We start from the raw sequence: 24585 nt of genomic DNA on the forward strand, positions 1-24585 counted from the left end.
TAACGATCTTTTTAGGACTGGAATGAGCTCAAGATCTAAGCGCTGTTCTGGCCATCTCGGAACAACCGCTCTCGCGCCTCGATGTGTTCATTGACCCTATCCTTGAAGGGGTAACCGCCGCTGCCGCCCAGCCTGTAAGCGGCGTTTGGGAGCAAGGCAGGCCTCTACCGCGAGGCGCTCGACCTTTACGCTGGTCAGCGCGGTGCATTGGCTGGCATGGATGGCGCGGAGTCATTGGAGCAAGCGGTGGCAGGGTTGCTTAGTGCTGCAATTCGTGCGGTACACAAGGCACCGATCCCATTCATTGTGGCCGTGTTTCGGTGGGGCCGGCTTTAGCCGGGAAGGCGTCAGGATTGGCAATGCACGTGTGTTGGCGGATATGAACTCCCCCTAAAAGCTGGACACCTGGTCCAGACATTGGGGGGCGAGTTCGAGTGGTTTTGCTAGCGCTTATACACTAAACCGCGAGACCATGCTGTTCAGGTCCACAGCCAGACGAGTCAGTTCGCCACTGGCCGCGCTGGTCTGCGTGGCCCCTTCGGAAGACTGTGCAGACAGGTCGCGGATATTGACCAGGTTGCGATCCACTTCACGGGCGACAGCGGCTTGCTCTTCGGCTGCGCTGGCGATTACCAGATTGCGCTCGTTGATTTCCATGACAGCCGTGTTGATGGTATCCAGCGCCAAGCCTGCGCCCTTAGCGATGTTCAGGGTCGATTCGGCGCGTTCAGTGCTGTTGCGCATGGAGCTAACGGCCTGCTCAGTACCGCTCTGAATGCTACCGACCATGCGTTCGATTTCGCTCGTTGACTGCTGAGTACGATGGGCCAACGCGCGCACTTCATCGGCAACCACGGCGAAACCTCGTCCGGCTTCACCGGCACGGGCGGCTTCGATGGCTGCATTCAAGGCCAAAAGGTTGGTCTGATCCGCCAGCCCACGAATCACATCCAGCACCTTACCAATGTCTCGGGACTCAACAGCCAGATTGCCAATCAGATCGGCGGTGCTTTGCACGTCACTGCTCATACGTTCGATGGCGGCAACGGTTCCCTGAACCAGATCGCGGCCATTACCTGCTGAAGCGGCAGCATTTTTAGAGGCTTCGGAAGTGCTCATGGCGTTACGCGCCACCTCTTCCACGGCACTGGTCATTTCGTTAACTGCCGTGGCAGCCTGCTCAATTTCGTTATTCTGCTGGGACAAACCACGGGCGCTTTCGTCAGTGACGGCATTCAGTTCTTCAGCGGCAGAAGCAAGCTGCGTGGCGGAGCCCGATATACGCATCAAGGTGTCGCGCAATTTTCCCTGCATTTTTTGCATGGCTAACAGCAAGCGGCCAGCCTCATCAGTGCCTTCGACTTTGATGGTGCGAGTCAAATTGCCTTCAGCGATGGACTCTGCGGCTTTCAGCGCCGCAGCGATTGGCTGGGTAATGCTTCGAGTCAGCAGCCAGGCGAACAGCATAGTCAGGATGGCAGAGACGATCAGCAGACTGACCACCAGGTTGAATGCCGAGGCGTATTCGTCGGCAGCTGCTTTATTTGTGACGCCCAACTGCTTCGCATTAATCTCGGACAGTGTTGCCAGGGTGATATTCATTTGGTCAGAGTTAGCGGCCGACTCTGCATTCAGCAGTGCGGTCATTTCCTCTACCTTGCCCGCACGGCTCAAGCTAATAATGCGTGCTTCAATTTGGCGATATCCACCCAACAGACGCACATACTCCGCGTAGCTTGCCTGTTCCTCAGGTGATGCAATCAGTTTTTCATAGGTTGCCCGGGCATCGTCGATCTGCTTGTTGCGTACGGCAAATAACTCGACAGTTTTTGCCTGAACCTCCGGATCGCGATTTGTCAGCAGACGATACGACAGAACCCGCATGCGGATTCCCGCCACAGTCATCGCGTTCAGGCTCTGTATGCTTGGGACGCTATCCTGCGCGACCTGATCGCCCGCGCTTCGGATTTTGCTCATCTGCGACAGCGCGAAGATGCCGAGAATCAGCATGAGGGCCCCTATCAGAGAAAACCCAAGGAACGCGCGCGGGGCAATATTCATTGTTCGTAATGACATAGATTTCCTGAAATAGCTGCGCGCAGTGAATGCGGAAGAGAAGGTAAGCCAACGACTACAATACTATCGGTCGCTTGGCGATAGACTTGAGTGCCCTTCCCTAAGCTTAGTGTCCAGAAGCATAGAAACACGAAAGCCCCACATAATGGGGCTTTCGGGGTGATTTCTAGCTGCTGCGCAAGTTTATGCAATCACCTGCGATGTTATCTACCGCTCAGACGTTAAACCGGAAGTGCATCACATCACCATCCTTGACGATATATTCCTTGCCTTCCAGCCGCCACTTGCCCGCTTCCTTGGCACCGGCTTCGCCGTTGTACTGGATAAAGTCGTCATAGCCCACGACTTCGGCTCGAATGAAGCCTTTCTCGAAGTCGGTATGGATCACGCCAGCGGCCTGGGGCGCGGTGGCGCCGATGCGTACAGTCCAGGCGCGCACTTCTTCCACGCCGGCGGTGAAGTAGGTTTGCAGGCTCAGCAATGAGTAGCCCGCGCGGATCACTCGGTTTAAGCCTGGCTCTTCAAGGCCTAGGGACTCCAGGAACATATCCTTTTCTTCTCCGTCATCCAGTTCGGCGATTTCTGCCTCGATCTTGTTGCACACTGGCACTACCAAGGCGCCTTCTTCTTCGGCAATGGCCTTGACTACGTCTAGGTGCGGATTGTTCTCGAAGCCGTCTTCAGCCACGTTGGCGATATACATCACTGGCTTGCTGGTAAGCAGATGGAAGCCACGGATCAGCTGCTTCTCGTCCACGCCCATGCCCTTCATCAGGCTGCGCGCCGGTTTGCCTTCGGTGAAGTGGGGGATCAGCTTTTCCAGGATGGCCTTTTGCGCGAGGGCCTCCTTATCGCCGCCCTTGGCGTTGCGAGTGACCTTTTGCAGCTGCTTCTCGCAGCTATCCAAGTCCGCGAAGATCAGCTCCAGGTCGATAATTTCGATGTCGCGCTTGGGGTTCACGCTGTTGGAGACGTGAATCACGTTTTCGTCTTCGAAGCAGCGCACCACGTGGGCGATGGCGTCTGTCTCGCGAATGTTCGCCAGGAACTTGTTGCCCAGGCCTTCGCCCTTGGAGGCGCCCGCTACCAGGCCCGCGATGTCTACGAACTCCATGGTGGTGGGAAGTATGCGCTTTGGCTTCACGATGGCCGCCAGTGCGTCCAGGCGGGCGTCGGGCATGGGCACGATGCCGCTGTTTGGCTCGATGGTGCAGAACGGGAAGTTTTCCGCGGCGATGCCCGATTTGGTCAGCGCGTTGAACAGGGTGGACTTGCCGACGTTAGGCAGGCCGACGATGCCGCAATTGAAACCCATGGTACAACCCTCTTCGTGAAGTCAGGCCTTTTGGCTGTGCAGTTCTCGCATTGCCCGGGCCCAGTCCCCGGCAAGCATGTCTGGCAGCACGCCGAGGGCGAAATCGAGACTGGCGTCGAGCTTCTCCTGCTCGGCGCGAGGTGCGCGCCCTAGCACGAAGCCTGACACCTTGCTGGCGTCACCTGGGTGGCCAATGCCAAGCCGCAGGCGGTGGAAGCCGTTCTGGTTACCCAGCTGCGCGATAATGTCGCGCAAGCCATTGTGCCCACCGTGGCCGCCGCCCTGCTTGAGCTTGGCGACCCCGGGGGGAATATCGAGTTCGTCGTGAGCCACCAGTATCGCCTCCAATGGAATGCGATAGAAGCCGGCGAGGGCGGCCACGGCCTGCCCGCTCCGGTTCATGTAGGTGGTGGGGATCAACAGACGAACGTCCTGGCCTTTGTGGCTGAAACGCCCGGTCAGGCCAAAAAACTTGCGCTCTGGCACCAGGTGTACATTCTGGGCCTGCGCTACGCGCTCAACGAAAAAAGCCCCTGCGTTATGCCGGGTCTGTTCGTATTCGGCGCCGGGGTTACCTAGGCCTACGATCAACTGGATGGCGGTCACGTCAAGGGCTCTTTCTTGTCACTAATAGCGAGGGGGCGGCGCTTGAGGGCGACCACCCCTTGGCGAGGCTCACTGATTACTCAGCGGCGCCTTCGTCAGCTGCGTCTTCGGCTTCCACGCGCGGAGCGTGAACGTTGGCGACAGCCAGGTCGTTACCATGAGCCAGTGCAACGAATTCAACGCCAGCAGGGGCCTTGATTTCGGACAGGTGGACGATGGTACCCACTTCGGCGTTAGCCATGTCGACTTCGATGAACTCAGGCAGGTCTTTAGGCAGGCAGGTGATTTCCAGTTCGGAAACAACGTGCGAGATTTCGCCGCCTTTCTTCACTGCGGCTTCCTGGTTCATGAAGTGGATAGCCACGGTAGCGGTCAGCTTCTGGCCAGCGACCACGCGTACGAAGTCAGCGTGCAGTACGTGACCCTTGGCAGGGTGACGCTGCAGTGCCTTGATGATGACGCTCTGCTTGGCGCCAGCGACGTTCAGCTCGATCACGTGAGCGTAGGCCGCTTCGTTTTCCAGCAGCTTGGCAACGTCTTTGGCCATCAGGCTGATGGACTCAGGCGCTTGTTCGCCACCGTAGATTACGGCAGGCACTTGGGCGGCGTTACGACGCAGGCGGCGGCTCGCACCTTTCCCCAGGTCGGAACGCGCTTCGGCATTCAGGGTGAAATCGGTCATGTTGTTTCTCCAAATTGGCCCTGGCCCACCCGGCGTTTGCGACCAGCGCAGGGTGGTGAGGGCAAAAAAGCCCCGCCAAGACAAATGTCGAGGCGGGGCATGTTCGTCAGCATGATTTCGTAAAGACTGTTGCCTTAACGGAACATCGCGCTGATCGATTCTTCATTGCTGATGCGACGCATCGCTTCGGCAACAACGGGTGCGATATCCAATTGACGGATACGCGAGCAAGACTGCGCCGCGGCGGACAACGGAACGGTGTTGGTCACCACCAGTTCGTCCAGCACGGAGTTTTCAATGTTTTCAATGGCGCGGCCCGACAGCACCGGGTGGGTGCTATAGGCGTAGACCTTGGCGGCGCCGTGGTCTTTCAGGGCCTTGGCCGCGTGACACAGGGTGCCAGCGGTATCGACCATGTCGTCGACCAGGATACAGGTGCGGCCTTCCACGTCCCCAATGATGTGCATCACTTCGGAATGGTTGGCTTTTTCACGACGCTTGTCGATGATGCCCAGATCCACGCCCAAGGACTTGGCCACGGCGCGGGCACGCACTACGCCGCCGATGTCCGGGGAGACGATCATAAGGTTTTCGAAGCGTTGATCTTCGATGTCATCGACCAACACGGGCGAGCCGTAGATGTTGTCGACGGGAATATCGAAGAAGCCCTGAATCTGGTCAGCGTGCAGATCGACGGTAAGCACGCGGTCGATACCGACCACGGTCAACATGTCTGCAACCACCTTGGCACTGATCGCTACACGGGCCGAGCGAGGACGTCGGTCCTGGCGGGCATAGCCGAAGTAGGGGATGACCGCGGTGATACGGGACGCTGAAGAACGGCGGAAGGCATCTGCCATCACCACCAGTTCCATCAGGTTATCATTGGTTGGTGCACAGGTTGGCTGAATGATGAAGACGTCTTTACCGCGGACGTTTTCGTTGATTTCAGCGCTGATTTCGCCATCGGAGAACTTACCGACGGAGACGTCACCCAGTGGAATATGAAGCTGACGTACAACACGCCGAGCCAGATCGGGGTTAGCATTCCCCGTAAAGACCATCATCTTGGACACGCGCAGTACCTGCCGGCTGGGGTATACCTGGATGAGTATAGAAAATGGCAGGGGCGGCTGGATTCGAACCAACGCATGGCAGGATCAAAACCTGCTGCCTTACCGCTTGGCGACGCCCCTGTGGCGGATCAACCGAGTGCCGAGCACTCGTTTCTTTAGACCAGAGTATTTAGCTTGCGATGCAACATCGAAATGTTGCTTCCCTTTGCTACAAACCCTGTGAGGGTCTCTGTCAGAAGGGCCGAGACTTTATCAGCTTCAGCTTTGTTTGGGAAGGCCCCAAACACACAACTTCCAGTTCCGGTGAGTTTAGCCTGAGTAAATTTACTTAGCAAACTCAAAGCGTTACGAACATCCGGGTAACGCCTCTCGACCACCGGTTGGCAGTCATTTCGACTGTTTCCCTCGAGAACGGAGCGCACTTTAATGGCGGGAGAGTCCCGTGTCAACAGAGGATCTGAAAAAATTTCTGCTGTACTTACAGAGACTTGCGGAACGAGCACTAAATACCAGGGTTCGGCGGGGTTAATGGGGGTGAGTTTTTCCCCTACACCCTCGGCAAAGGCCGCGCGACCACGCACAAACACCGGCACATCGGCACCCAGGGTAAGCCCCAGCGCCGCGAGTCGATCTTCCTCCCAGCCCAGTTGCCAGAGCCGGTTGAGCCCCACGAGGGTGGTGGCCGCGTCGGAGCTGCCGCCGCCTATGCCGCCGCCCATGGGCAAAACCTTTCGCAACCAGATATCCGCGCCCAGCGAGGTGCCCGCTTCGGCTTGCAGCCGTTTGGCGGCCCTTACGATCAGATTGCTGTCATGGGGCACACCGTCAAGGGTGTCATGCAGCCTAATGGCGCCATCGTCTCGCGGGGCGAAATCCAACTCGTCGCCGTAGTCCAGGAACTGAAACAGCGTTTGCAGCTCATGGTAGCCATCGTCGCGCCTGCCCAAAATGTGCAGCATAAGGTTGAGCTTGGCGGGGGCGGGGAGGGTCAGCCGTGGCTGGTCCATTTCAATGCCCCAACTGGCGAGGTTGCCAGTCCTTGATGACCAGGGTTACGTCCAGGTCTTGACCGTGCAGTTTCAGGCGCTCGGGCAGCCAGTAGGCGCCCTGCTGGCTGTAGCGGGTGTATTCAATGGTCCAGCCGGCTTGCTGCAACTGTGCCAGGCGGCTGTCGGCGTCCAGTACCACGGTACTTTTGCCTTCTGGGGCAGGCAGGCCGCGCACCCAGTACACCAAGTTGCTGACTGGCAGGCGCCAGCCTAGCTGTTGTTGCAGCAGGTCCTCGGGGCTCGAAGCTTGGTAACGGCCCTGGTTGGCCACCTCCAAAGTCACGTCCCCGGGCCGCCCGGTAAGCCGAGCCGCGCCGCGGCCCAAGGGGCCGGACAGGCGAATGTCATAGTAGTCGTTACGTTGCAGCCAATAGAGGGTGCCACTGCCGGAGTCGCTAGGCGCACGTATCCCGACCTTGCCGTTGATCTCCCAGCCATCGACCAGGGTGGTTTGGGCCTTGTGGTCGCGCCAGTGCTGGGCGTCACCCTGGCCTTGAACGGCTTCTTTGGGAGCAAGACCGGCACAGCCAGCCAGGAGTGTGATGAGGATAAAGGTAAAGCCGTAGCGCAGCAGCATGGATCAAAGCTTCTCGGAACCGGTGAGGCGCAGCAACGTGCTACGCAGGGCAGGGCTATCAGGTTGGTCTTTCAAGGCGTTGCCCCACACCCAGCGGGCCTCGCGTTGTTTGCCTTGGGCCCATAGCACTTCACCCAGGTGGGCCGCCACTTCGTGGTCGGGGTAGCGCTCTAGGGCCTGGCGCAGGAAGCGTTCGGCAACATCCAGGTTGCCCAGGCGGTAGTTAACCCAACCCAGGCTGTCGAGCACGGCTGGGTCGTCCGGGTTCAACTGATGGGCCTTTTCGATCAGGCCCTTGGCTTCGGCATAGCGGTTGGTGCGGTCGGAGAGGGTATACCCCAAGGCATTGAGGGCCATGGCGTTATCCGGCTCACGCTGCAAGATGGTCCGCAGGTCCCGCTCCAATTGGCCCAGGTCGCCGCGTTTTTCCGCAAGCATGGCGCGGGTATACAGCAGGCTTGAGTCGTTAGGGTACTGCTTCAAGCCTTTCTCCAGCGCGGCCCAGGCCTGATCGACCTTGTTGTTGTCGGCGAGGGTTTCGGCTTCTACCAAGTAGAGCTGGGCGGCGTAATCCGGGTTGGCGGCGCGGCTCGCAGACAAGCGACGCACGGCTTCGTCGGCCTGGCCGTTAGCGATCAGAATATCGGCCTGGCGCAGTTGGGCCGGCAGATAATCGCTGCCGGTGCCAACCAGGGCGTATTGGTTCAACGCTTGTTGCGGTTGGTTACGTTCCTCGGCCACGCGGCCCAGGTTAAGGTGGGCGGAGTCCACATGGGCGCCGCGCTCTACCAAGTCATTCAGGTAGCCTTCTGCTTCATCCCACGCCTTGGCCTCCAGGCATACCAGGGCCAGGGAATAACGCAGTTCGTCGTCATCCGGGTTTTGTTGCAGCAATACCTGGAACTGTACCTTGGCGTCATCGATGCGGTTTTGCTCGACCAAGGTGCGCGCCAGGGCAAGACGCAGGCGCTTGTCATCGGGCGACTTACGTACGGCTTTGTCCAGCAGCGGTACGGCTTCATCGCCACGCTCAAGGTTTTGCAGCAGGCGCGCGCGCAACAGCAGCGGGGCAATCTCATCGTCTTGGGGTGGGTTACGCTCCAGCAGCGTCAGCGCGTCCTGGGCCTTTCCATCCTGCTGCAGCAGCAATGCCTTGCCGAAGATCAGTTGGCTATTGTCCGGGTATTTCTGCAACAGGCGCTCGAAGCCATGCAACAGGCCATCCCGGGTGGCTTGGTCGGTTTCCGCCGCCGACAGCGCAAGGAAGTCAAAATGCGTGTCCCCCTTGCCCTGCAGCACCTTCTCCATATAGGCCATGGATTCGTCATAGCGCCCGCCCCGGGCCAACTGAATGGCCGCGGCGCGCTGGGCATCCAGGTTGTCCGGCGCCGTGCGGGTCCAGATCAGCGAGGTTTGCAAGGCGGATTGGTCCGCCCCGATGTACTCGGCGATCCGGAACGCGCGCTCGGCTACGGCAGGGTCCTGGGTTTTGTTGGCCTGATTGACGTAGTTATCCAGCGCAATGTCGAAACGATTGCGTTGGCCGGCCAGTTCGGCGGCCAGCAGGCTATAGAGCGTTTCTTCGCTGAAAGAGCCATACACCACCGGTTTGGCTGGTGGTGGCGTAGGCGCCTCTGCGGCCGGAGTGGCCGGCTCCTGTGGCGCCGCCAGGTTTTGGCAGCCACCGAGCATGGCAAGGGCGAGAAGCAACGCGGGGGATTTTTTCATATAAGGAGAAGTCGAGCGGCTGACCTGCGGTGATGGGCATGATGACACAAGCTCAATGGCAAACCCATATAAGCGGCTTTATGACGTGCGTCTATTGGGACAATAGAGTGTGGTGGTTGTTCTGAACCTGATGAAGTAGGACAATTGCCGGCTCAAACCCCCTTCAGCGACAGTGCATGGCCTTCCTCGCCCTCGGTATCAACCACAAGACCGCCTCGGTAGACGTGCGTGAGCGCGTGGCGTTCACCCCTGAGCAGCTGGTCGAGGCGTTGCAGCAGTTGTGTCAGCGTACCGGCACACGGGAAGCGGCGATCCTTTCCACCTGCAACCGTAGCGAACTGTACATCGAACAAGGGACCGCCCAAGCCGAAACGGTGCTGCAGTGGCTGGCCGAATACCACCAGCTCAGCCCTCAGGACCTGCGTGTCTGCGCCTATGTGCACGAAGATGCCGAGGCGGTGCGCCACATGATGCGCGTGGCGGCCGGGCTCGATTCCCTGGTGCTGGGCGAGCCGCAGATTCTCGGGCAAATGAAGTCGGCCTACGCGGTGGCTCGGGAAGCCGGTACCGTGGGCCCTATGTTGGGCCGGTTGTTTCAGGCGACCTTCAGCGCCGCCAAGCAAGTGCGCACCGACACCGCCATCGGCGAGAACCCGGTATCGGTGGCCTTTGCCGCGGTGAGCCTGGCGCGGCAGATCTTCTCCGACCTGCAGCGCAGCCAGGCCCTGCTGATCGGCGCGGGAGAAACCATCACATTGGTGGCCAGGCACCTGCACGAGCAGGGCGTCAAGCGTATCGTCGTGGCCAACCGTACCCTGGAGCGGGCTAAGGTGCTGGCCGAGGAGTTCGGTGCCCATGCGGTACTGTTGGCCGATATCCCTCAGGAACTGGTCAACAGCGATATCGTCATCAGCTCCACTGCCAGCCAGTTGCCGATCCTGGGCAAGGGCGCGGTAGAGAGCGCACTCAAGCAGCGGCGACATAAGCCCATTTTCATGGTGGACATCGCCGTTCCCCGTGACATCGAACCCGAAGTCGGCGAGTTGGACGACGTGTACCTCTACACCGTGGATGACCTGCACGATGTAGTGGCCGAAAACCTCAAGAGCCGCCAAGGCGCTGCCCAGGCCGCTGAAGAAATGGTCAGCGGCGGTGTCAGTGACTTCATGGGGCGCCTGCGCGAGCTGGCGGCGGTGGACGTGCTGCGTGCGTACCGCCAGCAAGGCGAGCGGCTGCGCGATGAAGAACTGCAAAAGGCCCAGCGCCTGCTGGCCAATGGGGGGAATGCCGAAGAGGTGCTCGCCCAGTTGGCCCGGGGGTTGACCAACAAGCTGTTGCACGCACCCAGCGTGCAGCTCAAGAAACTCTCCGCCGAGGGCCGCCTCGATGCGCTGGCCATGGCTCAAGAATTGTTTGCCCTTGATGAGGGCGCCACGGATAAACCCCTTCCATGAAAGCGTCACTGCTCAACAAACTCGAAACCCTCCAGGAGCGCTACGAGGAAGTGACTGCCCTGCTAGGCGATGCTGAAATCATCGCTGACCAGAGTCGCTTTCGCGCATCGTCTCGTGAGTATGCCGAACTCGAACCGGTGGTCGACGCCTTCCGCCAGTGGCGCAAGGTGCAGGACGACCTGGAAGGGGCCCAGGCCCTGCTCAAGGACGCCGACCCAGACCTGCGCGAGATGGCCGTTGAAGAGGTGCGCGAGGCCAAGCAGCGGATCGCTGAGCTCGAACAGCACCTACAACGCATGCTCCTGCCCAAAGACCCCAACGACGGTCGTAATGTCTTTTTGGAGATCCGCGCTGGCACCGGGGGTGACGAAGCGGCGATTTTCTCCGGCGACCTGTTCCGCATGTATTCGCGTTACGCGGAAAAACGTGGTTGGCGCATGGAGGTGCTGTCGGAAAACGAAGGCGAACACGGCGGCTATAAAGAGGTGATCGCCCGGGTCGAGGGGGATAACGTATACGCCAAGCTCAAGTTCGAGTCTGGCGCGCACCGAGTGCAACGCGTGCCTGAAACCGAGTCCCAGGGTCGTATCCATACCTCGGCCTGTACCGTGGCGGTGTTGCCTGAGCCAGACGAGCAGGTGGCGATAGAAATCAACCCTGCGGATCTGCGGGTCGATACCTATCGCTCATCCGGCGCCGGTGGCCAGCACGTCAACAAAACCGACTCGGCCATTCGTATTACCCACTTGCCTACGGGCATCGTGGTGGAATGCCAGGAAGAACGTTCTCAGCACAAAAACCGCGCACGGGCCATGTCCTGGCTGTCGGCCAAGCTCAACGACATGCAAACCAGCGCGGCTCAGAATGCCATTGCCAGCGAGCGCAAGCTGCTGGTGGGCTCGGGGGACCGCTCCGAACGGATTCGTACTTATAACTTCCCTCAAGGCCGAGTGACCGACCACCGGGTTAACCTTACCCTTTATTCGCTGGATGAAATCCTTGCTGGCAGCGTGGATGCGGTGATCGAGCCTTTGCTGGCCGAGTACCAGGCCGATCAACTAGCGGCCTTGGGTGATTGAATGACCATTATCGCGAGCCTGTTGCGCGAGTCGCAGCTGCCCGATTCTCCTACCGCGCGGCTCGACGTTGAGCTGCTGCTGGCCGCGGCTTTGGGTAAAAACCGCAGTTTCCTGCGCACCTGGCCGGAGCGCATTGTGGGGACGGACGCGGCGCAGCGGTTTGCCGGCTATCTGGAGCGCCGTCGCCAGGGCGAACCGGTGGCCTATATCCTGGGCCAGCAAGGTTTCTGGTCACTGGATCTGGAAGTCGCGCCCCACACCTTGATTCCGCGCCCCGACACCGAACTGCTGGTAGAACAGGCGCTGCGCCGCCTGCCTCAAGAACAGGCGCGGGTGCTGGATCTAGGCACCGGCACTGGAGCAATCGCTCTGGCGCTCGGCCAAGAGCGCACAGGTTGGCAGGTGATGGCTGTAGACCGCGTGGTCGAGGCGGTGGCCTTGGCCGAACGCAACCGCGCGCGGCTGGGGCTCGCTAATGTTCAGGTGCGGGAAAGCCATTGGTTTAGCGCCTTGCACGGCCAGCGCTTCGACCTGATCCTTAGTAATCCGCCCTACCTCCGCTCAGAAGACCCTCACCTGAGTGAAGGGGATGTACGCTTCGAGCCCGCCAGCGCATTGGTCTCTGGCGCAGACGGCCTGGACGATATCCGCCATATCGTAGCCCACGCCCCCGAGTACCTGAACACTGGAGGCTGGCTGCTGTTGGAGCACGGCTACGACCAGGCTGTACAAGTGCGAACCTTGCTTGAGGCTGAAGGCTTCGAGCAGGTGGAAAGCTGCACGGACCTAGGCGGTCATGAGCGCGTCACCCTGGGGCGGCGCCCATGCTGACCGACGACGAGTTGCTGCGTTACAGCCGGCAGATTCTCTTGGCCCAGGTAGACATTGCCGGGCAACTGAAACTCAAGGCCAGCAGAGCGCTGATCGTGGGCTTGGGCGGGTTGGGTTCCCCCGTGGCGCTGTACCTGGCCGCGGCAGGTGTCGGTACGCTGCACCTGGCCGACTTCGACCAGGTAGACCTGACCAACTTGCAACGCCAGGTAGTACACGATACCGCAAGCATCGGGCAGCCGAAGGTTGAATCGGCCATGGCTCGGTTGCGCGGGCTCAACCCTTTGAGCACCCTGGTCAGCCATAACCACGGGCTGAACGCCGATACCTTGGCCGAGGTGGTAGCGCAGGTAGACGTGGTGCTCGATTGCTCCGATAACTTTGCCACCCGCGAAGCGGTCAACGCCGCCTGTTTCGCCCAGGGCACGCCCTTGGTCAGTGGCGCCGCTATCCGTTTGGAAGGGCAGTTGTCAGTATTCGATCCCCGCCGCGAGGACAGCCCGTGCTACCACTGCCTCTATGGCCATGGCAGCGAAGCGGAGTTGACCTGTAGCGAAGCGGGAGTGTTGGGCCCGGTTGTAGGAATGGTCGGAAGCCTTCAGGCGCTAGAGGCGATCAAGCTACTTGCGGGTTTCGGGGAGCCACTGGTGGGGAGGCTGCTGCTGCTGGATGCTTTGGTCGCGCGCTTCCGCGAGCTGCGGCTCAAGCGTGACCCTCATTGCTCAGTCTGCAGGGCCCGTCATGAATAGCACGCCCCAGGCCCCGATCGGGGTATTCGATTCTGGCGTAGGCGGCTTGTCGGTTTTAGCGGAAATCCAGCGCGCCATGCCAAACGAGCGGCTGCTCTACGTGGGCGATTGCGGGCATATACCCTATGGGGAAAAAACCCCGGAATTCATTCGCCAGCGTTGCATGATCATTGCTGATTTCTTCCAGGGCCAAGGGGCCAAGGCGTTGGTTATCGCATGCAACACCGCGACCGCGGCGGCAGCGGCAGACTTACGCATGCACTACCCAGGCTGGCCCATCGTCGGCATGGAGCCTGCAGTCAAACCCGCCGCCCTGGCTACACGAAACGGCACCGTTGGGGTGCTGGCCACTACCGGCACCTTGCAGAGCGCGCGTTTTGCAGCGCTGCTAGACCGTTTCGCGTCGACCGTGACCGTCGTCACCCAGCCTTGCCCAGGCTTGGTGGAGCTGATCGAGCAAGGCGACATGGGCAGCTCACGATTACGGGCCTTGGTCATCCGCTATGTACGGCCGTTACTGGTGGCCAACTGCGACACCATTATTCTAGGGTGTACGCATTATCCGTTTCTTAAGCCTTTGTTGGCCGAGATACTGCCGCCTGAGGTGGCGTTGGTGGACACGGGAGCAGCTGTGGCGCGGCATTTACATAGGCTTTTGGCGGATAAGCACCTGCTGAACGCGGAACCCGGTGTGCCCCCTGAATACTGGACCAGTGGAAGTGTTTCGCAGCTGCGAAACGTCCTACAGGCATTTGGGATGCATACGGAGGTTGTGTTGCCGCTCGGAACGTGAAAAAGTTGTGAAAAACATTTTGTAACCTTAAATCTACAATGTGTTGGCACGCTCTGAGTGCCAGTTTTTCGCATACCCGTTCGACGAAAACACAAATAAGGATGTCCCCCATGAAAAAAATGTTGGGTCTGGCCGCTATCGCAGCCATGGTTCTTGGGCACAGCTTGTCCGCTCAAGCGGCTGGCGTGTCGTTTTCCGTAGGTCAGACCGGCGAGTCGACCATGGTTTACCGGTTCGGCATGCAGTCCGACTGGGACAAAACCTGGTGGCAGAGCAACGTGGGGCACCTGACAGGCTACTGGGATGGCGCCTACACCTATTGGGAAGGCGATGAGCACTCGGGCAACAACAGCCTGTCCTTCGCCCCTGTATTCGTATACGAATTCGGCAACGGCTCAATCAAGCCATTCGTTGAAGCAGGTATTGGCGTATCGCTGTTCTCCCAAACCCAGATCGAAGGCAACAAGCTGGGTTCAGCCTTTAACTTCGAAGACCGCCTGGGCTTGGGCGTACGCTTCGGCGGCGGCCACGAAGTAAGCGTTCGTGCCATTCACTATTCCAACGCCAGCATCAAAGAACCTAACGACGGTATCGAGGCCTACTCGCTCAACTACCGCATGCCTATCTAATCGCCCGCTTGTAGGTAATGCCCCGCGCTATATAACGTGATCAACCAGGGCGGGGCAGGTTCTTGAAAGCCGAGAGCGCTCGCGCTCGGCTTTCGCTCAGATCCACGATAGGCAGTGGATAGTCCAGCGCAAACATATCTCTGCCTCTCGGCGGGTTATGAATGTCCTTAGGCCCGAGGTGAGCAAGCTCTGGTACCCATTGCTTGATGAACACCCCTTGCGGATCGAAACGGGCCGACTGGCTGACCGGGTTGAAGATCCGGAAGTAGGGCACCGAATCCGTGCCGGTGGACGCGCTCCACTGCCACCCACCATTGTTGGCAGCCAACTCTCCGTCGATCAGGTTTTGCATAAAGTACTGCTCACCTAAGCGCCAGTCGATCAGAAGGTTTTTGCTTAAGAACATGGCCGTAATCATGCGCAGGCGGTTGTGCATCCAACCGATGGTTTTCATCTGCCGCATGGCCGCATCAATGATGGGAATGCCTGTTCGGCCTTCTTTCCAGGCCTCGAAGTCTTCGGAGGCATTGCGCCAAGGCAGGGCTTCAGTGTGTTGGCGGAAGGCGCGATGCCGAGAAACTCGCGGATAGCCCGCCAGGATATGTTTGTAGAATTCCCGCCACAGCAGCTCGCCCATCCATGTGGTTGCGCCAACGCTGCCGCTGTCCAACTCCCCCTGATTACTCATCAAGGCGCCGTGCATGCACTGGCGCACCGAAATCAAACCCGCGTTCAGGTAAGCCGACAGCTCACTGGTGCCTGGCCGCGCGGGTAGATCCCTGGCGGTTTGGTAATCATGGATAGGCTCATCAACAAAAGTATTGAGCCGGCGGCGGGCTTCGGCACTCGTAGCAGGCCAATGATCGCGTATCAGTGGTGCGGGCGGTTCAAACCCCTCGACCTGAGCAGGTACGTCATCGCTTGGGATATCCAGCGGCGCCTGCTTGCCCGGCGTGCCAGCGGGGCTGGGCATACCCAATCGCAGTTGCTCCAGGCAGGCGCGCCGAAACTGGCCAAATACTTGGTAGTAGCCACCGGTGCGCGTTCGAATAGTGCCCGGTGCGAACAGAGAGTGGTCCAGGTGGCTATTGAAACCCACCCCATCGGCTTGCAGTGCCTTTTGAGTGGCTTGATCTCGCTGCCGCTCATTGAAGCCATATTCGTCGTTGCAGTGAACCGCGTTGACATCATGTACCTGGCAGAGGGTGCGCAGGGTGGCCGGAGCATCATGCCAATGGTCGACGGTACGCACCAACAGTGGAATGTTACGCTCCCGTAGTTCCTGCCGCAGGCTGGCAAGGCTGCGTAACCAAAAATCCACCTTGCAGGCCGCTTCGTCGTGTTCTTTCCACTGCCTGGGGCTAACTAAAAACAAGGCGATGGTCGGGCCGCGGCTACAAGCAGTCAGGAGTGCGGGGTTGTCATCCAGACGCAGGTCGGTCCGTAGCCAGACGAGTTGGTGTTGGGCAGGCATGAACGTCCTAAATCAGGTGATGCAACCGAAGCGTCATCTGCGCGGCCAGTGGGTCGCTGGCCAGCAGCAGCTTGGGCAAGCCGGCCTGTTCACGAAGTTCTGGCCCGTGAATAAGCACGGCAGGCCCGGCGAGTACCACGGGGCAAGGGCAGTGCATCAAATGGCGGCTCAAACTTTCCAAAGGCAGGGGGCGGCTGGCGTACAACACCAAGGCTTTTGGGTTCAGGCGCTCAACCGCAAGCAATATTTCACTGGGCGGCAGGGGCAATTCCAAGACTTCCACCGGGCAGTCGGCGCTGCTGGCCAACCACGCGGTAAGCCACAGCTCAGGATCAAAAGCAATTTCACTGTGTTTGACCAGCAGCAGCGGCTCGCCTGTCAACTGGCGGTTGTTATGGTACAGCCGTGCGCCTAACTTGCTGCGCAGCCAGCCGTGGAAGAACGCTTGTTCCAGCTGCGCGCCGAACTGCTGCCGCTGCCAGCGCACATGCAAGTCGCGTAGCAGGGGTAGCAACAGGTGTTCACAGAGGGTGCTAGGGGGGTAAAGGGCCATGGCTTGGTTGAACTGGTCGTCCAACCGGCGCTCACCCAATTCCGCAATCGCGTGCACCAGGTTCTCCCGTAATGGCAGCCAGTCACTTTGAGCAGGCGCCTGGGGCCGCGGCTCAGGCGCATCCAATAGTGCCTTCACCTGGCTGACCGCTACGCCTCGATTAAGCCATGTGATGACGTGCTGTATGCGCTCAAGGTGATCAGGGGAATACAATCGGTGGCCCTTGGGCGTGCGCTGCGGCACGATCAGGCCATAGCGGCGCTCCCATGCGCGCAGGGTAACCGGGTTTACACCCGTGCGCCGCGCAACTTCCCGTATAGGCAGCCAGCCCATGGCAACGGCGTTTCTGGGCAGGGTTTCGTCGGCAAGTTGCTCGTCGAGCCGTTCGGGGTCGGTATGGGCAGTCATAGGTTATATCGCATTGCGAAGGCTAAGTTTTTCCGGGTGAGGCTGAAGGTAGACCTGGCCGGCAATATAAGGGTGCGGATGCAAGCGGAACAAATGCTTGAGCATTGTAATGGGTACAACCAATGGCACTACGCCTTCGTGGTACTGAGCGATGAGCCGCTGTATTTCCTCGCGGCCCGCGCTATCCAACGAACTTCTCAGATAGCCGGCAATATGCTGCAGGACGTTGCAATGAGTGCCTCGCGTGGCGCGTCGGCGCAAGGCGTTCATCAACATGCTGAAGTACTGCTTGCCCACTTGCTCTACATCCTGGCGGCCCATGGTGCCCAGTAAACGGCCCAACTCCTTGTACTGCTGGGGGTGGTTGGCCATTAGCTGATACTTGTAGCGGGCATGATAGGCATGCACTTTGGCTGCCGTCAGCCCACTGGCCAATAACTGCTGCCATTGTGCATAAGCGTACACCCGTACCAGAAAATTCTCTCGCAAAACCGGATCGCACAGGCGCCCGTCTTCTTCTACGGGAAGATCCGGGTGCGCGGCACAGAAGGCCTGGGCGTAGAGGCCACGCCCGCCATCGATATGCGGCACGCCATTGGACTGGTAGACCTTGACCCGCTCCAGCCCACAGGATGGGGACTTTTGCATAAAGATGTAGCCCGAAATATCCGTAAGCGAGGCTGCCATATGGTGGCCGTACTCGGTCAAAGGCTCGGTTACATCCAATGAAGCGGTGACGCTGCCTATCGCGCGAGGTTGATCAGGTTCCCCCACAAGGCGGATAGGCTCACGTGGTACGCCAAGCCCTACGGCCATTTCGGGGCAAACCGGAACAAAGTCGACGTGTTCGCCTAGCACTCGCTTGCAGAACGTGGAGGCCTTATGGCCGCCGTTGTAGCGTACTTCTTGGCCAAGAAGGCAAGCACTGATCGCTAGCTTTGGGCGCAAGCCTTCCGGTAACGCCGGTAAGGTCGTTGATAGGCAGTCCCGCATGACAACCTCTGAAAATCTTATACAGGTTACTGTATTTGTAAAGCATTCTGATCATAGGTTCCACTGGGAATAAATCAATGATCAAGATAACGCTCGCGTGTGCTTACAGTACCTAATCAAGATGTTCCAACAACCGCCGTGCCGCATCCTGGCCGCTAAGCCAGGCACCTTCCACTCGCCCAGACAGGCACCAGTCACCGCAGGCATACAAGCCCAAGTCGGCGTCTGCCAGTGCGCCGAACTCATGGGCGGCCGCGGGCTTGGCGTAAAGCCAGCGGTGCGCCACAGAGAAGCTGGGCGGCGGTACCGCGCAGCCGATCAATTCGGCGAACGTACCATAGAGCGCGTCTACCACGGCGTTTCGGCCAAAGTCGATATGCTCGCGGCTCCACTCGCTGGTGGCGTGTAGGACCCAGGTATCCAACAGGCTTTCTCGCCCCGGCTTGCTCTGGTTTCGGGCTAGCCAATCCAAGGGGCTGGCCTGTACGAAACAAGCCTGCAGGGCTGTGTCCAACCGCGTTGGAAAACCCAGCGCTACCGACCAGGTAGGTTCCATCTTCACACCGGCGGCAACACTGGCCAATTTAGGCGCGGCCGTGAGCAAGGCGGTGGCCTGTGGCGCAGGCATGGCACAGATTACGTGGCTGAAGGGGCCATGGTTGACGCCTTCGGCGTCGAGCAGTTGCCAATGCGCTTTGCCGCGAAATACCTCGGTGATCCGGCAGCCATACACAGCAGGAATGTCCGTAGCCATAGCGCGGGTCAGGGCGCTCATGCGCGGAGCGCCGACCCAGCGGGCCTGTTCATCCGGAGAAGGCGTCATGCGGCCATTACGTGCGTGGTATAGCGCGGGCGACCACTCAGCCACGTGCCCTTGCTGTTGCCAGGTGTGCAACTGGGCTACGAAGCGGCGATCACGGGCGGTAAAGTACTGAGCCCCCATATCCAAGGCACCGGCTTCGCTGCGTTTGCTGGACATCCTGCCGCCTGGGCCTTTGCTTTTGTCGAACAGGTGTACGGCCTGGCCTGCCTTAACCAGGGCGCTGGCGGCGGACAGCCCGGCGATGCCAGCGCCGACGATTGCGATAGGTGCAGTCATAATGCCCTCTTTACGGGTTCCCAGTTAGCAGCCGTCTTCCTTGAGACCTGTACAATCGGGAAAGCCAGTATAAGTACGAGTTCTGATTTTACTGGGCTCGTCCTGTGGTTATTCTGAGAGCGACCTCGGTCATAAGTGCCTCTCTCTTACAAAAATAGACCCGCCGCGCCCTGGTTCAGGCTCAAGGAGAAACACGGCTATGCATATTCTGTTGACTGGCGGCACGGGGCTGATCGGCAGCCAGCTGTGCCGCCATTGGTTGAGCCAGGGCCATCGGGTCACGGTATGGAGCCGTCATCCCGAGCAGGTACCCCAGCGCTGCGGCGCCCAGGCCCGCGGGATCGAAACCCTAAAAACCTTAAATAACGAAACCGTGGATGCGGTGGTCAATCTCGCTGGCGCGCCTATCGCGCAGCGGCCCTGGACACGCCACCGCCGCGCGGTGTTATGGAGTAGCCGCATCGGCCTAACCGAGCAACTGTTGGCGTGGCTGGACGTTCAGCCCCAACGCCCGCGAATTCTGCTTTCCGGCTCTGCCGTGGGTTGGTATGGGGATGGCGGCGAACGCCAGCTCGATGAGCATGCCAAGCCGGTGCGGGAAGATTTTGCCAGCCGCTTGTGCGTTGCCTGGGAAGAAACCGCCCTGCGCGCCGAGGCGTTGGGAATGCGCGTGGTGTTGTTACGAACGGGCCTGGTGTTGAGTACCAACGGCGGCATGCTGACGCAGTTGCTAAAACCCTATCGGTTGGGGTTGGGCGGGCCCATCGGCCATGGGCGGCAATGGATGCCTTGGATTCATATCGCCGATCAAATTGGCGCGATTGATTTTTTGTTGAACTGCGCCACCGCCAGTGGTCCCTATAATGCCTGCGCGCCGAGGCCGGTGCGCAACCGTGAATTCGCTCAGCACTTGGGCAAGGCACTGCACCGGCCCGCGATACTGCCGTTGCCAGGGTTCTTGCTGCGTACAGGCCTGGGCGAAATGTCCGGGCTGTTGCTTGGCGGGCAGCGAGCAGTACCTGCTCGGCTGGAGGAGGCCGGCTATACCTTTGCTTTTTCAGACCTGCAAAGCGCGCTGGATGACCTGCTGCGCCACGCCTGATTAGGATGATGCATGACCACTCACGCACTGCTGTTGATCAACCTGGGTTCCCCAGCTTCGCCTGAAGTCGAAGCGGTGCGGCGCTACCTCAATCAGTTCCTGATGGACCCTTACGTCATTGACATACCCTGGCCCCTGCGCCGGCTGTTGGTGTCGCTGATCCTGATCAAGCGGCCTGAGCAATCCGCTCACGCCTATGCCTCGATCTGGTGGGAGCAGGGCTCACCCCTGGTAGAACTGACGCGCCGTCTGCAGGCACAAATGGCCACGCGCTGGCCCTATGGGCCGGTGGAAATTGCAATGCGCTATGGCGAGCCTTCCATCGAAGCCACGCTGCGCGGCCTGATTACCCGCGGCGTTGAAACCGTGACCCTGGCGCCTTTGTACCCGCAATTCGCGGACAGCACAGTCACCACCGCCGTGGAGCAAGCCACCCGCGTGGTCAAAGAGGAGCGCCTGAATCTTAAATTGCGGGTGTTGCCGCCGTTCTACGACCAGCCTCAATACCTGGATGCCTTGGTCGCCAGCGCCCAGCCTTGGTTGGAACACGATTTCGATCACCTGCTGCTGAGCTTCCATGGTCTGCCGGAAAGCCACATCAAGAAGCTTCTACCCAAGGGCAGCAAGCATAGTCTTAGGGACGCTGACTGTTGCCGCAATGCCAGCGCGGCAGAACGTGCGGTGTGCTACCGCGGGCAGTGCATTCGGGTCGCCCAGATGTTCGCCGAGCGTATGGGGTTACCCGATGGCAAGTGGTCGGTGGCCTTCCAGTCGCGCCTGGGCAAGAACAAGTGGATCGAGCCCTATACGGAACCTACCCTCAATGCTTTGGCCGCCCGAGGCGTCAAGCGCCTGCTGGTGATGTGCCCGGCATTCGTTGCCGACTGCATCGAAACCCTGGAGGAAATCGGTATTCGCGGTGCGGAACAATTCCGCGAGGCCGGGGGCGAGGAGCTGGTGCTGGTACCTTGCCTGAACGATAACGCCCAGTGGGCCGATGCCTTGACCGAGCTGTGTGAAACGCTGCCTGCGTAGCGCCCCCGTCGTAACAGCTGGCCTTGGCCGCGACAAGGCTTGCGCGATGCCCGTCGCGGCCAAGGCCAGCTGCTACAGGCTGGTGTGCTACGCCTTTACCCGAGGCTTGGGCAGCAACAGGTTCAGCGCAATGGCTACCAAGGCGCAGAGGGCAATGCCTTTGAGCCCAAAGTCGCTGGGCCCTGGCCCGGTGGCGACCAGTACGCCGCCGATGCCGAATACCAGCGTTACTGACACAATCACCAGGTTACGCGCCTCGCTCAGGTCCACTTGGTGGCGAATCAACGTATTCATGCCCACCGCTGCAATCGAGCCGAACAGCAGGCAGAGAATCCCACCCATTACCGGCACCGGAATGCTTTGCAACAACGCCCCGAACTTGCCGATAAACGCCAGGCTGATCGCAAAAACTGCCGCCCAGGTCATGATCTTGGGGTTGTAGTTCTTCGTCAGCATCACCGCGCCCGTGACCTCGGCATAGGTGGTGTTGGGTGGCCCGCCGAACAAGCCTGCCGCGGTGGTGGCAATGCCATCACCCAGCAACGTGCGATGCAGGCCTGGTGTGCGCAAATAATCTTTGCCGGTCACGCTGCCCACTGCGATTACCCCACCGATATGCTCGATTGCCGGTGCCAAAGCCACAGGCACGATAAACAGAATCGCCTGCGGATTGAATTCGGGCGCCGTGAAGTGCGGCAGGCTCAGCCAGGGCGCGGCGGCGATGTGAGCGGTATCCACCACCCCGAACCAGAACGACAGGATAAACCCCATCAGCACGCCGGCGATGATAGGCACCAGGCGGAAAATACCCCGGCCAAACACTGCCACGATCAAGGTGGTGAGCAGGGCAGGCATGGAGATAAGCATGGCGGTGTTATAGGGGATCAGCTGCGCGCCGTCGCCGGACTTGCCCATGGCCATGTTGGCGGCGATAGGGGCCATGGCCAGGCCAATGGCAATGATCACCGGGCCGATCACCACCGGCGGCAGCAAGCGGTCGATAAATCCGGTGCCCTTGACCTTCACCGCCAGCCCCAGAAAGGTGTACACAAAACCTGCAGCCATTACCCCGCCCATGGTTGCCGCCAGGCCGAACTGCCCCTTGGCCAGGATGATCGGCGTGATAAAGGCAAAGCTGGAGGCCAGGAACACCGGTACCTGGCGCCCCGTCACCCATTGGAACAGCAAGGTCCCAAGCCCTGCGGTGAACAGCGCCACGTTAGGGTCCAGGCCGGTGATCAGTGGCATCAGCACCAAGGCGCCGAAGGCCACGAACAGCATCTGCGCCCCAGACAGCACCTGCCGCCATAGGGGCTCGTTAAACTCGTCCCGCATGCTAGGCGTCCTTCTGCTTGGTGCCGAAGATCTTATCGCCCGCGTCGCCCAGGCCAGGGATGATATAGCCGTGCTCGTTAAGCTTCTGGTCAATGGACGCGGTGTAGATCTGCACATCCGGGTGCGCTTGCTCCACCGCGGCGATGCCCTCGGGGGCCGCGACCAACACCATGGCTCGGATGTCCCGGCAACCGGCTTTCTTCAGCAGGTCGATGGTGGCGACCATGGAGCTACCTGTGGCCAGCATCGGGTCGATGATCATGGCCAGGCGTGACTCGATACCGGTGACCAGTTTTTCCAGATAGGTATGGGCCTGCAGGGTTTCTTCGTTGCGGGCTACGCCTACGGCGCTGACCTTAGCCCCAGGGATCAAACTCAGTACGCCATCGAGCATGCCGATACCGGCACGCAGGATAGGCACCACTGTGATTTTCTTGCCAGCGATCTTCTCAACCTGAACAGCACCACACCAACCGTCGATTTCATAGGTTTCCAGCGGCAGGTCTTTGGTGGCCTCGTAGGTCAGCAGGGCCGCGACTTCTTGGGCGAGTTCGCGAAAGTTTTTGGTGCTGATATCGGCTCTGCGCATCAAGCCAAGCTTGTGGCGGATCAATGGGTGGCGAATTTCGCGAACAGGCATGGGATTACGGCTCCAGGGACGGTCAGAAAAATGCGCGGTAGAGTAATGCATCCACCGCTTGCTGTCTGGACGTTAGTCCAGAAACGCTTGATTCGGTGCGCCTGGGTGCGTACCTTTGCCGCCTTTTACCCGCACCCCCATGGAGAGCGCCATGTCCGCTGATCTCGAGCACATCCGTCAAGTCATGCGCGAGGCCGATTGCCTTTACACCGATGCCGAGGTAGAGGCTGCCATTGCCCGTGTTGGCGAACAGGTCTGTGAACAGCTGGCCGAACGCAACCCAGTCGTGTTCTGCGTGATGAACGGCGGCCTGATTTTCGCTGGCAAACTGCTGACCCACTTGAATTTTCCATTGGAGGCTAGCTACCTCCATGCGACGCGTTATCGCAACGAGACCCGTGGCGGCGACTTGTTCTGGAAGGCCAAGCCTGAAATATCTTTCATCGACCGTGATGTGCTGATCATTGATGACATCCTTGATGAAGGCCATACCCTTAGCGCCATCATGGACTTCTGCCACCATGCTGGTGCACGCGCGGTGCACACCGCGGTGCTGATCGACAAGCAGCACGACCGTAAAGCCAGCCCGGATCTAAAAGCGGACTTCGTTGGCCTGCCGTGCGTGGACCGCTTTATCTTCGGCTACGGCATGGATTACAAGGGCTACTGGCGCAATGCGGCTGGCATCTACGCCGTAAAAGGCCTGTAAGCCTTTCTTGCCAAGCATCTGACGCCCTAAAAGGGGTGGTACAGTGGCGGGTCCATTCTGGAGCCCGCCATGCGCCTAGTTCTCCCAGCCCTGATACTGCTTGCCTGTTCACTGCCAATCGCCGCTGCTCCCCTGCATGACCAGTACCTGCCTCCCGATGAGCAGGGCCTGCGTGATGGCAACGTAGAGCAACAGCACTTATTGCAGGTCACCGAGTTTTCCGTGATTGCGGGCAACCAGCGGCTTAGCAATCAGCAGCCGATTCCGGTAACGGCGCCAGTCACCCTTCGGCTTACAGGTAAATCACTGAGCAAGGGCGCAACGGTTACCCAAGTAGTGATTACCTTCGATGCGGAAAGCAAAAGCCTCAAGCGGCCTACCTTGGATGAAGCGCAAGGCACGCTGTCGCTTACCTACCCACTGAACCAATACCGCGTACTGATGGATATGCTGCGCAATGACCGGGTATATGTGCAGTACCTGACCTACGCCAACGGCCACGTTTGGGCAGACCTTCACACTGCGGGGATCAAGGCGCGTTGAGCGCGGGGGAGCGGGCAGAGTAAACTGCCACTCCTCGGGTTATTTACAAG

24 protein-coding genes, 1 tRNA gene and 1 pseudogene are annotated in these 24585 nt (G+C 59.7%); 10 read left to right on the forward strand and 16 right to left on the reverse strand.

Going from position 1 to position 24585, the window contains the following annotated elements; genetic code table 11:
- Positions 1-450: 450 nt before the first annotated feature.
- The 10 genes and pseudogenes from ACWKV4_RS15440 to ACWKV4_RS15485 all read right to left on the reverse strand — a co-directional run bounded on the left by ACWKV4_RS15440 (position 451) and on the right by ACWKV4_RS15485 (position 9109).
- Entirely contained in the window at positions 451-1323 is an 873-nt protein-coding gene (locus ACWKV4_RS15440) for a methyl-accepting chemotaxis protein (protein ID WP_483833064.1), read from the reverse strand.
- Positions 1306-2076, reverse strand: a pseudogene (locus tag ACWKV4_RS15445) (MCP four helix bundle domain-containing protein); the annotation flags it as partial. The gene ACWKV4_RS15440 and the pseudogene ACWKV4_RS15445, both read right to left, overlap by 18 nt.
- A 214-nt stretch (positions 2077-2290) precedes the next feature.
- A complete protein-coding gene (gene ychF / locus ACWKV4_RS15450) occupies positions 2291-3391 on the reverse strand; it encodes a redox-regulated ATPase YchF (protein WP_483832966.1) in 1101 nt (366 codons plus the stop codon).
- Between the two features lie 21 nt (positions 3392-3412).
- On the reverse strand, positions 3413-3997 hold the full coding sequence (pth, locus tag ACWKV4_RS15455) for an aminoacyl-tRNA hydrolase (protein ID WP_483832967.1): 585 nt from the start codon (positions 3995-3997) through the stop codon (positions 3413-3415).
- A gap of 76 nt (positions 3998-4073) precedes the next feature.
- Positions 4074-4679, reverse strand: coding sequence for a 50S ribosomal protein L25/general stress protein Ctc (locus ACWKV4_RS15460; protein WP_483832968.1), 606 nt, complete (start codon positions 4677-4679; stop codon positions 4074-4076).
- Positions 4680-4813: 134 nt separating this feature from the next.
- Complete coding sequence (locus tag ACWKV4_RS15465) at positions 4814-5755, reverse strand: ribose-phosphate pyrophosphokinase (RefSeq protein WP_483832969.1); 942 nt, start codon at positions 5753-5755, stop codon at positions 4814-4816.
- A gap of 45 nt (positions 5756-5800) precedes the next feature.
- A tRNA-Gln gene (locus tag ACWKV4_RS15470) sits at positions 5801-5875 on the reverse strand.
- 35 nt (positions 5876-5910) lie between these two features.
- Positions 5911-6762 (reverse strand): 4-(cytidine 5'-diphospho)-2-C-methyl-D-erythritol kinase, encoded by an 852-nt coding sequence (ispE, locus tag ACWKV4_RS15475; RefSeq protein WP_483832970.1) that lies wholly within the window; start codon positions 6760-6762, stop codon positions 5911-5913.
- Position 6763: 1 nt separating this feature from the next.
- A complete protein-coding gene (gene lolB / locus ACWKV4_RS15480) occupies positions 6764-7381 on the reverse strand; it encodes a lipoprotein insertase outer membrane protein LolB (RefSeq protein ID WP_483832971.1) in 618 nt (205 codons plus the stop codon).
- A gap of 3 nt (positions 7382-7384) precedes the next feature.
- Positions 7385-9109 (reverse strand): tetratricopeptide repeat protein, encoded by a 1725-nt coding sequence (locus tag ACWKV4_RS15485; RefSeq protein ID WP_483832972.1) that lies wholly within the window; start codon positions 9107-9109, stop codon positions 7385-7387.
- Between the two features lie 176 nt (positions 9110-9285).
- Between ACWKV4_RS15485 and hemA the strand changes: the two genes are divergently transcribed.
- The 6 genes from hemA to ACWKV4_RS15515 all read left to right on the forward strand — a co-directional run bounded on the left by hemA (position 9286) and on the right by ACWKV4_RS15515 (position 14644).
- Positions 9286-10563, forward strand: coding sequence for a glutamyl-tRNA reductase (gene hemA / locus ACWKV4_RS15490; RefSeq protein ID WP_483832973.1), 1278 nt, complete (start codon positions 9286-9288; stop codon positions 10561-10563).
- Positions 10560-11642, forward strand: a complete 1083-nt coding sequence (gene prfA, locus ACWKV4_RS15495) for a peptide chain release factor 1 (RefSeq protein ID WP_483832974.1) — start codon at positions 10560-10562, stop codon at positions 11640-11642. Before hemA ends, prfA begins: the two co-directional genes overlap by 4 nt.
- Positions 11643-12473, forward strand: a complete 831-nt coding sequence (gene prmC, locus ACWKV4_RS15500; protein ID WP_483832975.1) for a peptide chain release factor N(5)-glutamine methyltransferase — start codon at positions 11643-11645, stop codon at positions 12471-12473.
- Entirely contained in the window at positions 12467-13222 is a 756-nt protein-coding gene (locus ACWKV4_RS15505; protein WP_483832976.1) for a molybdopterin-synthase adenylyltransferase MoeB, read from the forward strand. Before prmC ends, ACWKV4_RS15505 begins: the two co-directional genes overlap by 7 nt.
- Entirely contained in the window at positions 13215-14015 is an 801-nt protein-coding gene (gene murI, locus ACWKV4_RS15510) for a glutamate racemase (RefSeq protein WP_483832977.1), read from the forward strand. The genes ACWKV4_RS15505 and murI overlap by 8 nt, the downstream gene beginning before the upstream one ends.
- 110 nt (positions 14016-14125) lie before the next feature.
- Positions 14126-14644 carry an acyloxyacyl hydrolase gene (locus ACWKV4_RS15515; protein WP_483832978.1) on the forward strand — a complete coding sequence of 173 codons (519 nt, stop codon included), beginning with the start codon at positions 14126-14128 and terminating at the stop codon, positions 14642-14644.
- Between the two features lie 40 nt (positions 14645-14684).
- On the opposite strand, the gene phrB is transcribed toward ACWKV4_RS15515, so the two are convergent.
- The 4 genes from phrB to ACWKV4_RS15535 form a co-directional block, all read right to left on the reverse strand.
- On the reverse strand, positions 14685-16118 hold the full coding sequence (phrB, locus tag ACWKV4_RS15520) for a deoxyribodipyrimidine photo-lyase (RefSeq protein WP_483832979.1): 1434 nt from the start codon (positions 16116-16118) through the stop codon (positions 14685-14687).
- A 7-nt stretch (positions 16119-16125) separates the two neighbouring features.
- Positions 16126-17004 (reverse strand): MerR family transcriptional regulator, encoded by an 879-nt coding sequence (locus ACWKV4_RS15525; RefSeq protein ID WP_483833065.1) that lies wholly within the window; start codon positions 17002-17004, stop codon positions 16126-16128.
- 78 nt (positions 17005-17082) lie between these two features.
- On the reverse strand, positions 17083-18072 hold the full coding sequence (locus ACWKV4_RS15530; RefSeq protein ID WP_483832980.1) for a YbgA family protein: 990 nt from the start codon (positions 18070-18072) through the stop codon (positions 17083-17085).
- A 112-nt stretch (positions 18073-18184) separates the two neighbouring features.
- Complete coding sequence (locus ACWKV4_RS15535) at positions 18185-19171, reverse strand: NAD(P)/FAD-dependent oxidoreductase (RefSeq protein ID WP_483832981.1); 987 nt, start codon at positions 19169-19171, stop codon at positions 18185-18187.
- 199 nt (positions 19172-19370) lie between these two features.
- Here ACWKV4_RS15535 and ACWKV4_RS15540 point away from each other — a divergent pair, with 199 nt between their 5' ends.
- Together ACWKV4_RS15540 and hemH are read left to right on the forward strand one after the other, a co-directional pair.
- Positions 19371-20273, forward strand: a complete 903-nt coding sequence (locus ACWKV4_RS15540; protein ID WP_483832982.1) for a TIGR01777 family oxidoreductase — start codon at positions 19371-19373, stop codon at positions 20271-20273.
- A gap of 12 nt (positions 20274-20285) precedes the next feature.
- A complete protein-coding gene (hemH, locus tag ACWKV4_RS15545) occupies positions 20286-21308 on the forward strand; it encodes a ferrochelatase (protein ID WP_483832983.1) in 1023 nt (340 codons plus the stop codon).
- 87 nt (positions 21309-21395) lie between these two features.
- Here hemH and ACWKV4_RS15550 read toward each other — a convergent pair whose 3' ends face one another.
- Together ACWKV4_RS15550 and upp are read right to left on the reverse strand one after the other, a co-directional pair.
- A complete protein-coding gene (locus tag ACWKV4_RS15550; RefSeq protein WP_483832984.1) occupies positions 21396-22643 on the reverse strand; it encodes a uracil-xanthine permease family protein in 1248 nt (415 codons plus the stop codon).
- Between the two features lies 1 nt (position 22644).
- On the reverse strand, positions 22645-23283 hold the full coding sequence (gene upp, locus ACWKV4_RS15555; protein WP_483832985.1) for a uracil phosphoribosyltransferase: 639 nt from the start codon (positions 23281-23283) through the stop codon (positions 22645-22647).
- A 151-nt stretch (positions 23284-23434) separates the two neighbouring features.
- Between upp and ACWKV4_RS15560 the strand changes: the two genes are divergently transcribed.
- Both ACWKV4_RS15560 and ACWKV4_RS15565 read left to right on the forward strand, forming a co-directional pair.
- Positions 23435-23992, forward strand: coding sequence for a hypoxanthine-guanine phosphoribosyltransferase (locus ACWKV4_RS15560; protein WP_483832986.1), 558 nt, complete (start codon positions 23435-23437; stop codon positions 23990-23992).
- 69 nt (positions 23993-24061) lie between these two features.
- The gene (locus ACWKV4_RS15565) at positions 24062-24535 is read left to right on the forward strand and encodes a hypothetical protein (protein WP_483832987.1); all 474 of its coding nucleotides are present in this window, start codon (positions 24062-24064) and stop codon (positions 24533-24535) included.
- Positions 24536-24585 lie beyond the last annotated feature (50 nt).

The sequence above is a fragment of the Pseudomonas artemisiae genome (assembly GCF_057128685.1).

What these genes read in the sequence shown, in the direction of transcription:
- phrB (WP_483832979.1), bottom strand. Translation starts at nt 16,118, where the DNA reads ATGCCTGCCCAACACCAACTCGTCTGGCTACGGACCGACCTGCGTCTG.
- ACWKV4_RS15515 (WP_483832978.1), top strand. Translation starts at nt 14,126, where the DNA reads ATGAAAAAAATGTTGGGTCTGGCCGCTATCGCAGCCATGGTTCTTGGG.
- ACWKV4_RS15550 (WP_483832984.1), bottom strand. Translation starts at nt 22,643, where the DNA reads ATGCGGGACGAGTTTAACGAGCCCCTATGGCGGCAGGTGCTGTCTGGG.
- hemH (WP_483832983.1), top strand. Translation starts at nt 20,286, where the DNA reads ATGACCACTCACGCACTGCTGTTGATCAACCTGGGTTCCCCAGCTTCG.
- ACWKV4_RS15485 (WP_483832972.1), bottom strand. Translation starts at nt 9,109, where the DNA reads ATGAAAAAATCCCCCGCGTTGCTTCTCGCCCTTGCCATGCTCGGTGGC.
- hemA (WP_483832973.1), top strand. Translation starts at nt 9,286, where the DNA reads ATGGCCTTCCTCGCCCTCGGTATCAACCACAAGACCGCCTCGGTAGAC.
- ACWKV4_RS15530 (WP_483832980.1), bottom strand. Translation starts at nt 18,072, where the DNA reads ATGCGGGACTGCCTATCAACGACCTTACCGGCGTTACCGGAAGGCTTG.
- ychF (WP_483832966.1), bottom strand. Translation starts at nt 3,391, where the DNA reads ATGGGTTTCAATTGCGGCATCGTCGGCCTGCCTAACGTCGGCAAGTCC.
- murI (WP_483832977.1), top strand. Translation starts at nt 13,215, where the DNA reads ATGAATAGCACGCCCCAGGCCCCGATCGGGGTATTCGATTCTGGCGTA.
- ACWKV4_RS15460 (WP_483832968.1), bottom strand. Translation starts at nt 4,679, where the DNA reads ATGACCGATTTCACCCTGAATGCCGAAGCGCGTTCCGACCTGGGGAAA.
- prfA (WP_483832974.1), top strand. Translation starts at nt 10,560, where the DNA reads ATGAAAGCGTCACTGCTCAACAAACTCGAAACCCTCCAGGAGCGCTAC.
- upp (WP_483832985.1), bottom strand. Translation starts at nt 23,283, where the DNA reads ATGCCTGTTCGCGAAATTCGCCACCCATTGATCCGCCACAAGCTTGGC.
- ACWKV4_RS15540 (WP_483832982.1), top strand. Translation starts at nt 19,371, where the DNA reads ATGCATATTCTGTTGACTGGCGGCACGGGGCTGATCGGCAGCCAGCTG.
- ACWKV4_RS15560 (WP_483832986.1), top strand. Translation starts at nt 23,435, where the DNA reads ATGTCCGCTGATCTCGAGCACATCCGTCAAGTCATGCGCGAGGCCGAT.
- ACWKV4_RS15525 (WP_483833065.1), bottom strand. Translation starts at nt 17,004, where the DNA reads ATGGGCTGGCTGCCTATACGGGAAGTTGCGCGGCGCACGGGTGTAAAC.
- ACWKV4_RS15565 (WP_483832987.1), top strand. Translation starts at nt 24,062, where the DNA reads ATGCGCCTAGTTCTCCCAGCCCTGATACTGCTTGCCTGTTCACTGCCA.
- ACWKV4_RS15440 (WP_483833064.1), bottom strand. Translation starts at nt 1,323, where the DNA reads ATGCAAAAAATGCAGGGAAAATTGCGCGACACCTTGATGCGTATATCG.
- lolB (WP_483832971.1), bottom strand. Translation starts at nt 7,381, where the DNA reads ATGCTGCTGCGCTACGGCTTTACCTTTATCCTCATCACACTCCTGGCT.
- ACWKV4_RS15505 (WP_483832976.1), top strand. Translation starts at nt 12,467, where the DNA reads ATGCTGACCGACGACGAGTTGCTGCGTTACAGCCGGCAGATTCTCTTG.
- ACWKV4_RS15535 (WP_483832981.1), bottom strand. Translation starts at nt 19,171, where the DNA reads ATGACTGCACCTATCGCAATCGTCGGCGCTGGCATCGCCGGGCTGTCC.
- prmC (WP_483832975.1), top strand. Translation starts at nt 11,643, where the DNA reads ATGACCATTATCGCGAGCCTGTTGCGCGAGTCGCAGCTGCCCGATTCT.
- ispE (WP_483832970.1), bottom strand. Translation starts at nt 6,762, where the DNA reads ATGGACCAGCCACGGCTGACCCTCCCCGCCCCCGCCAAGCTCAACCTT.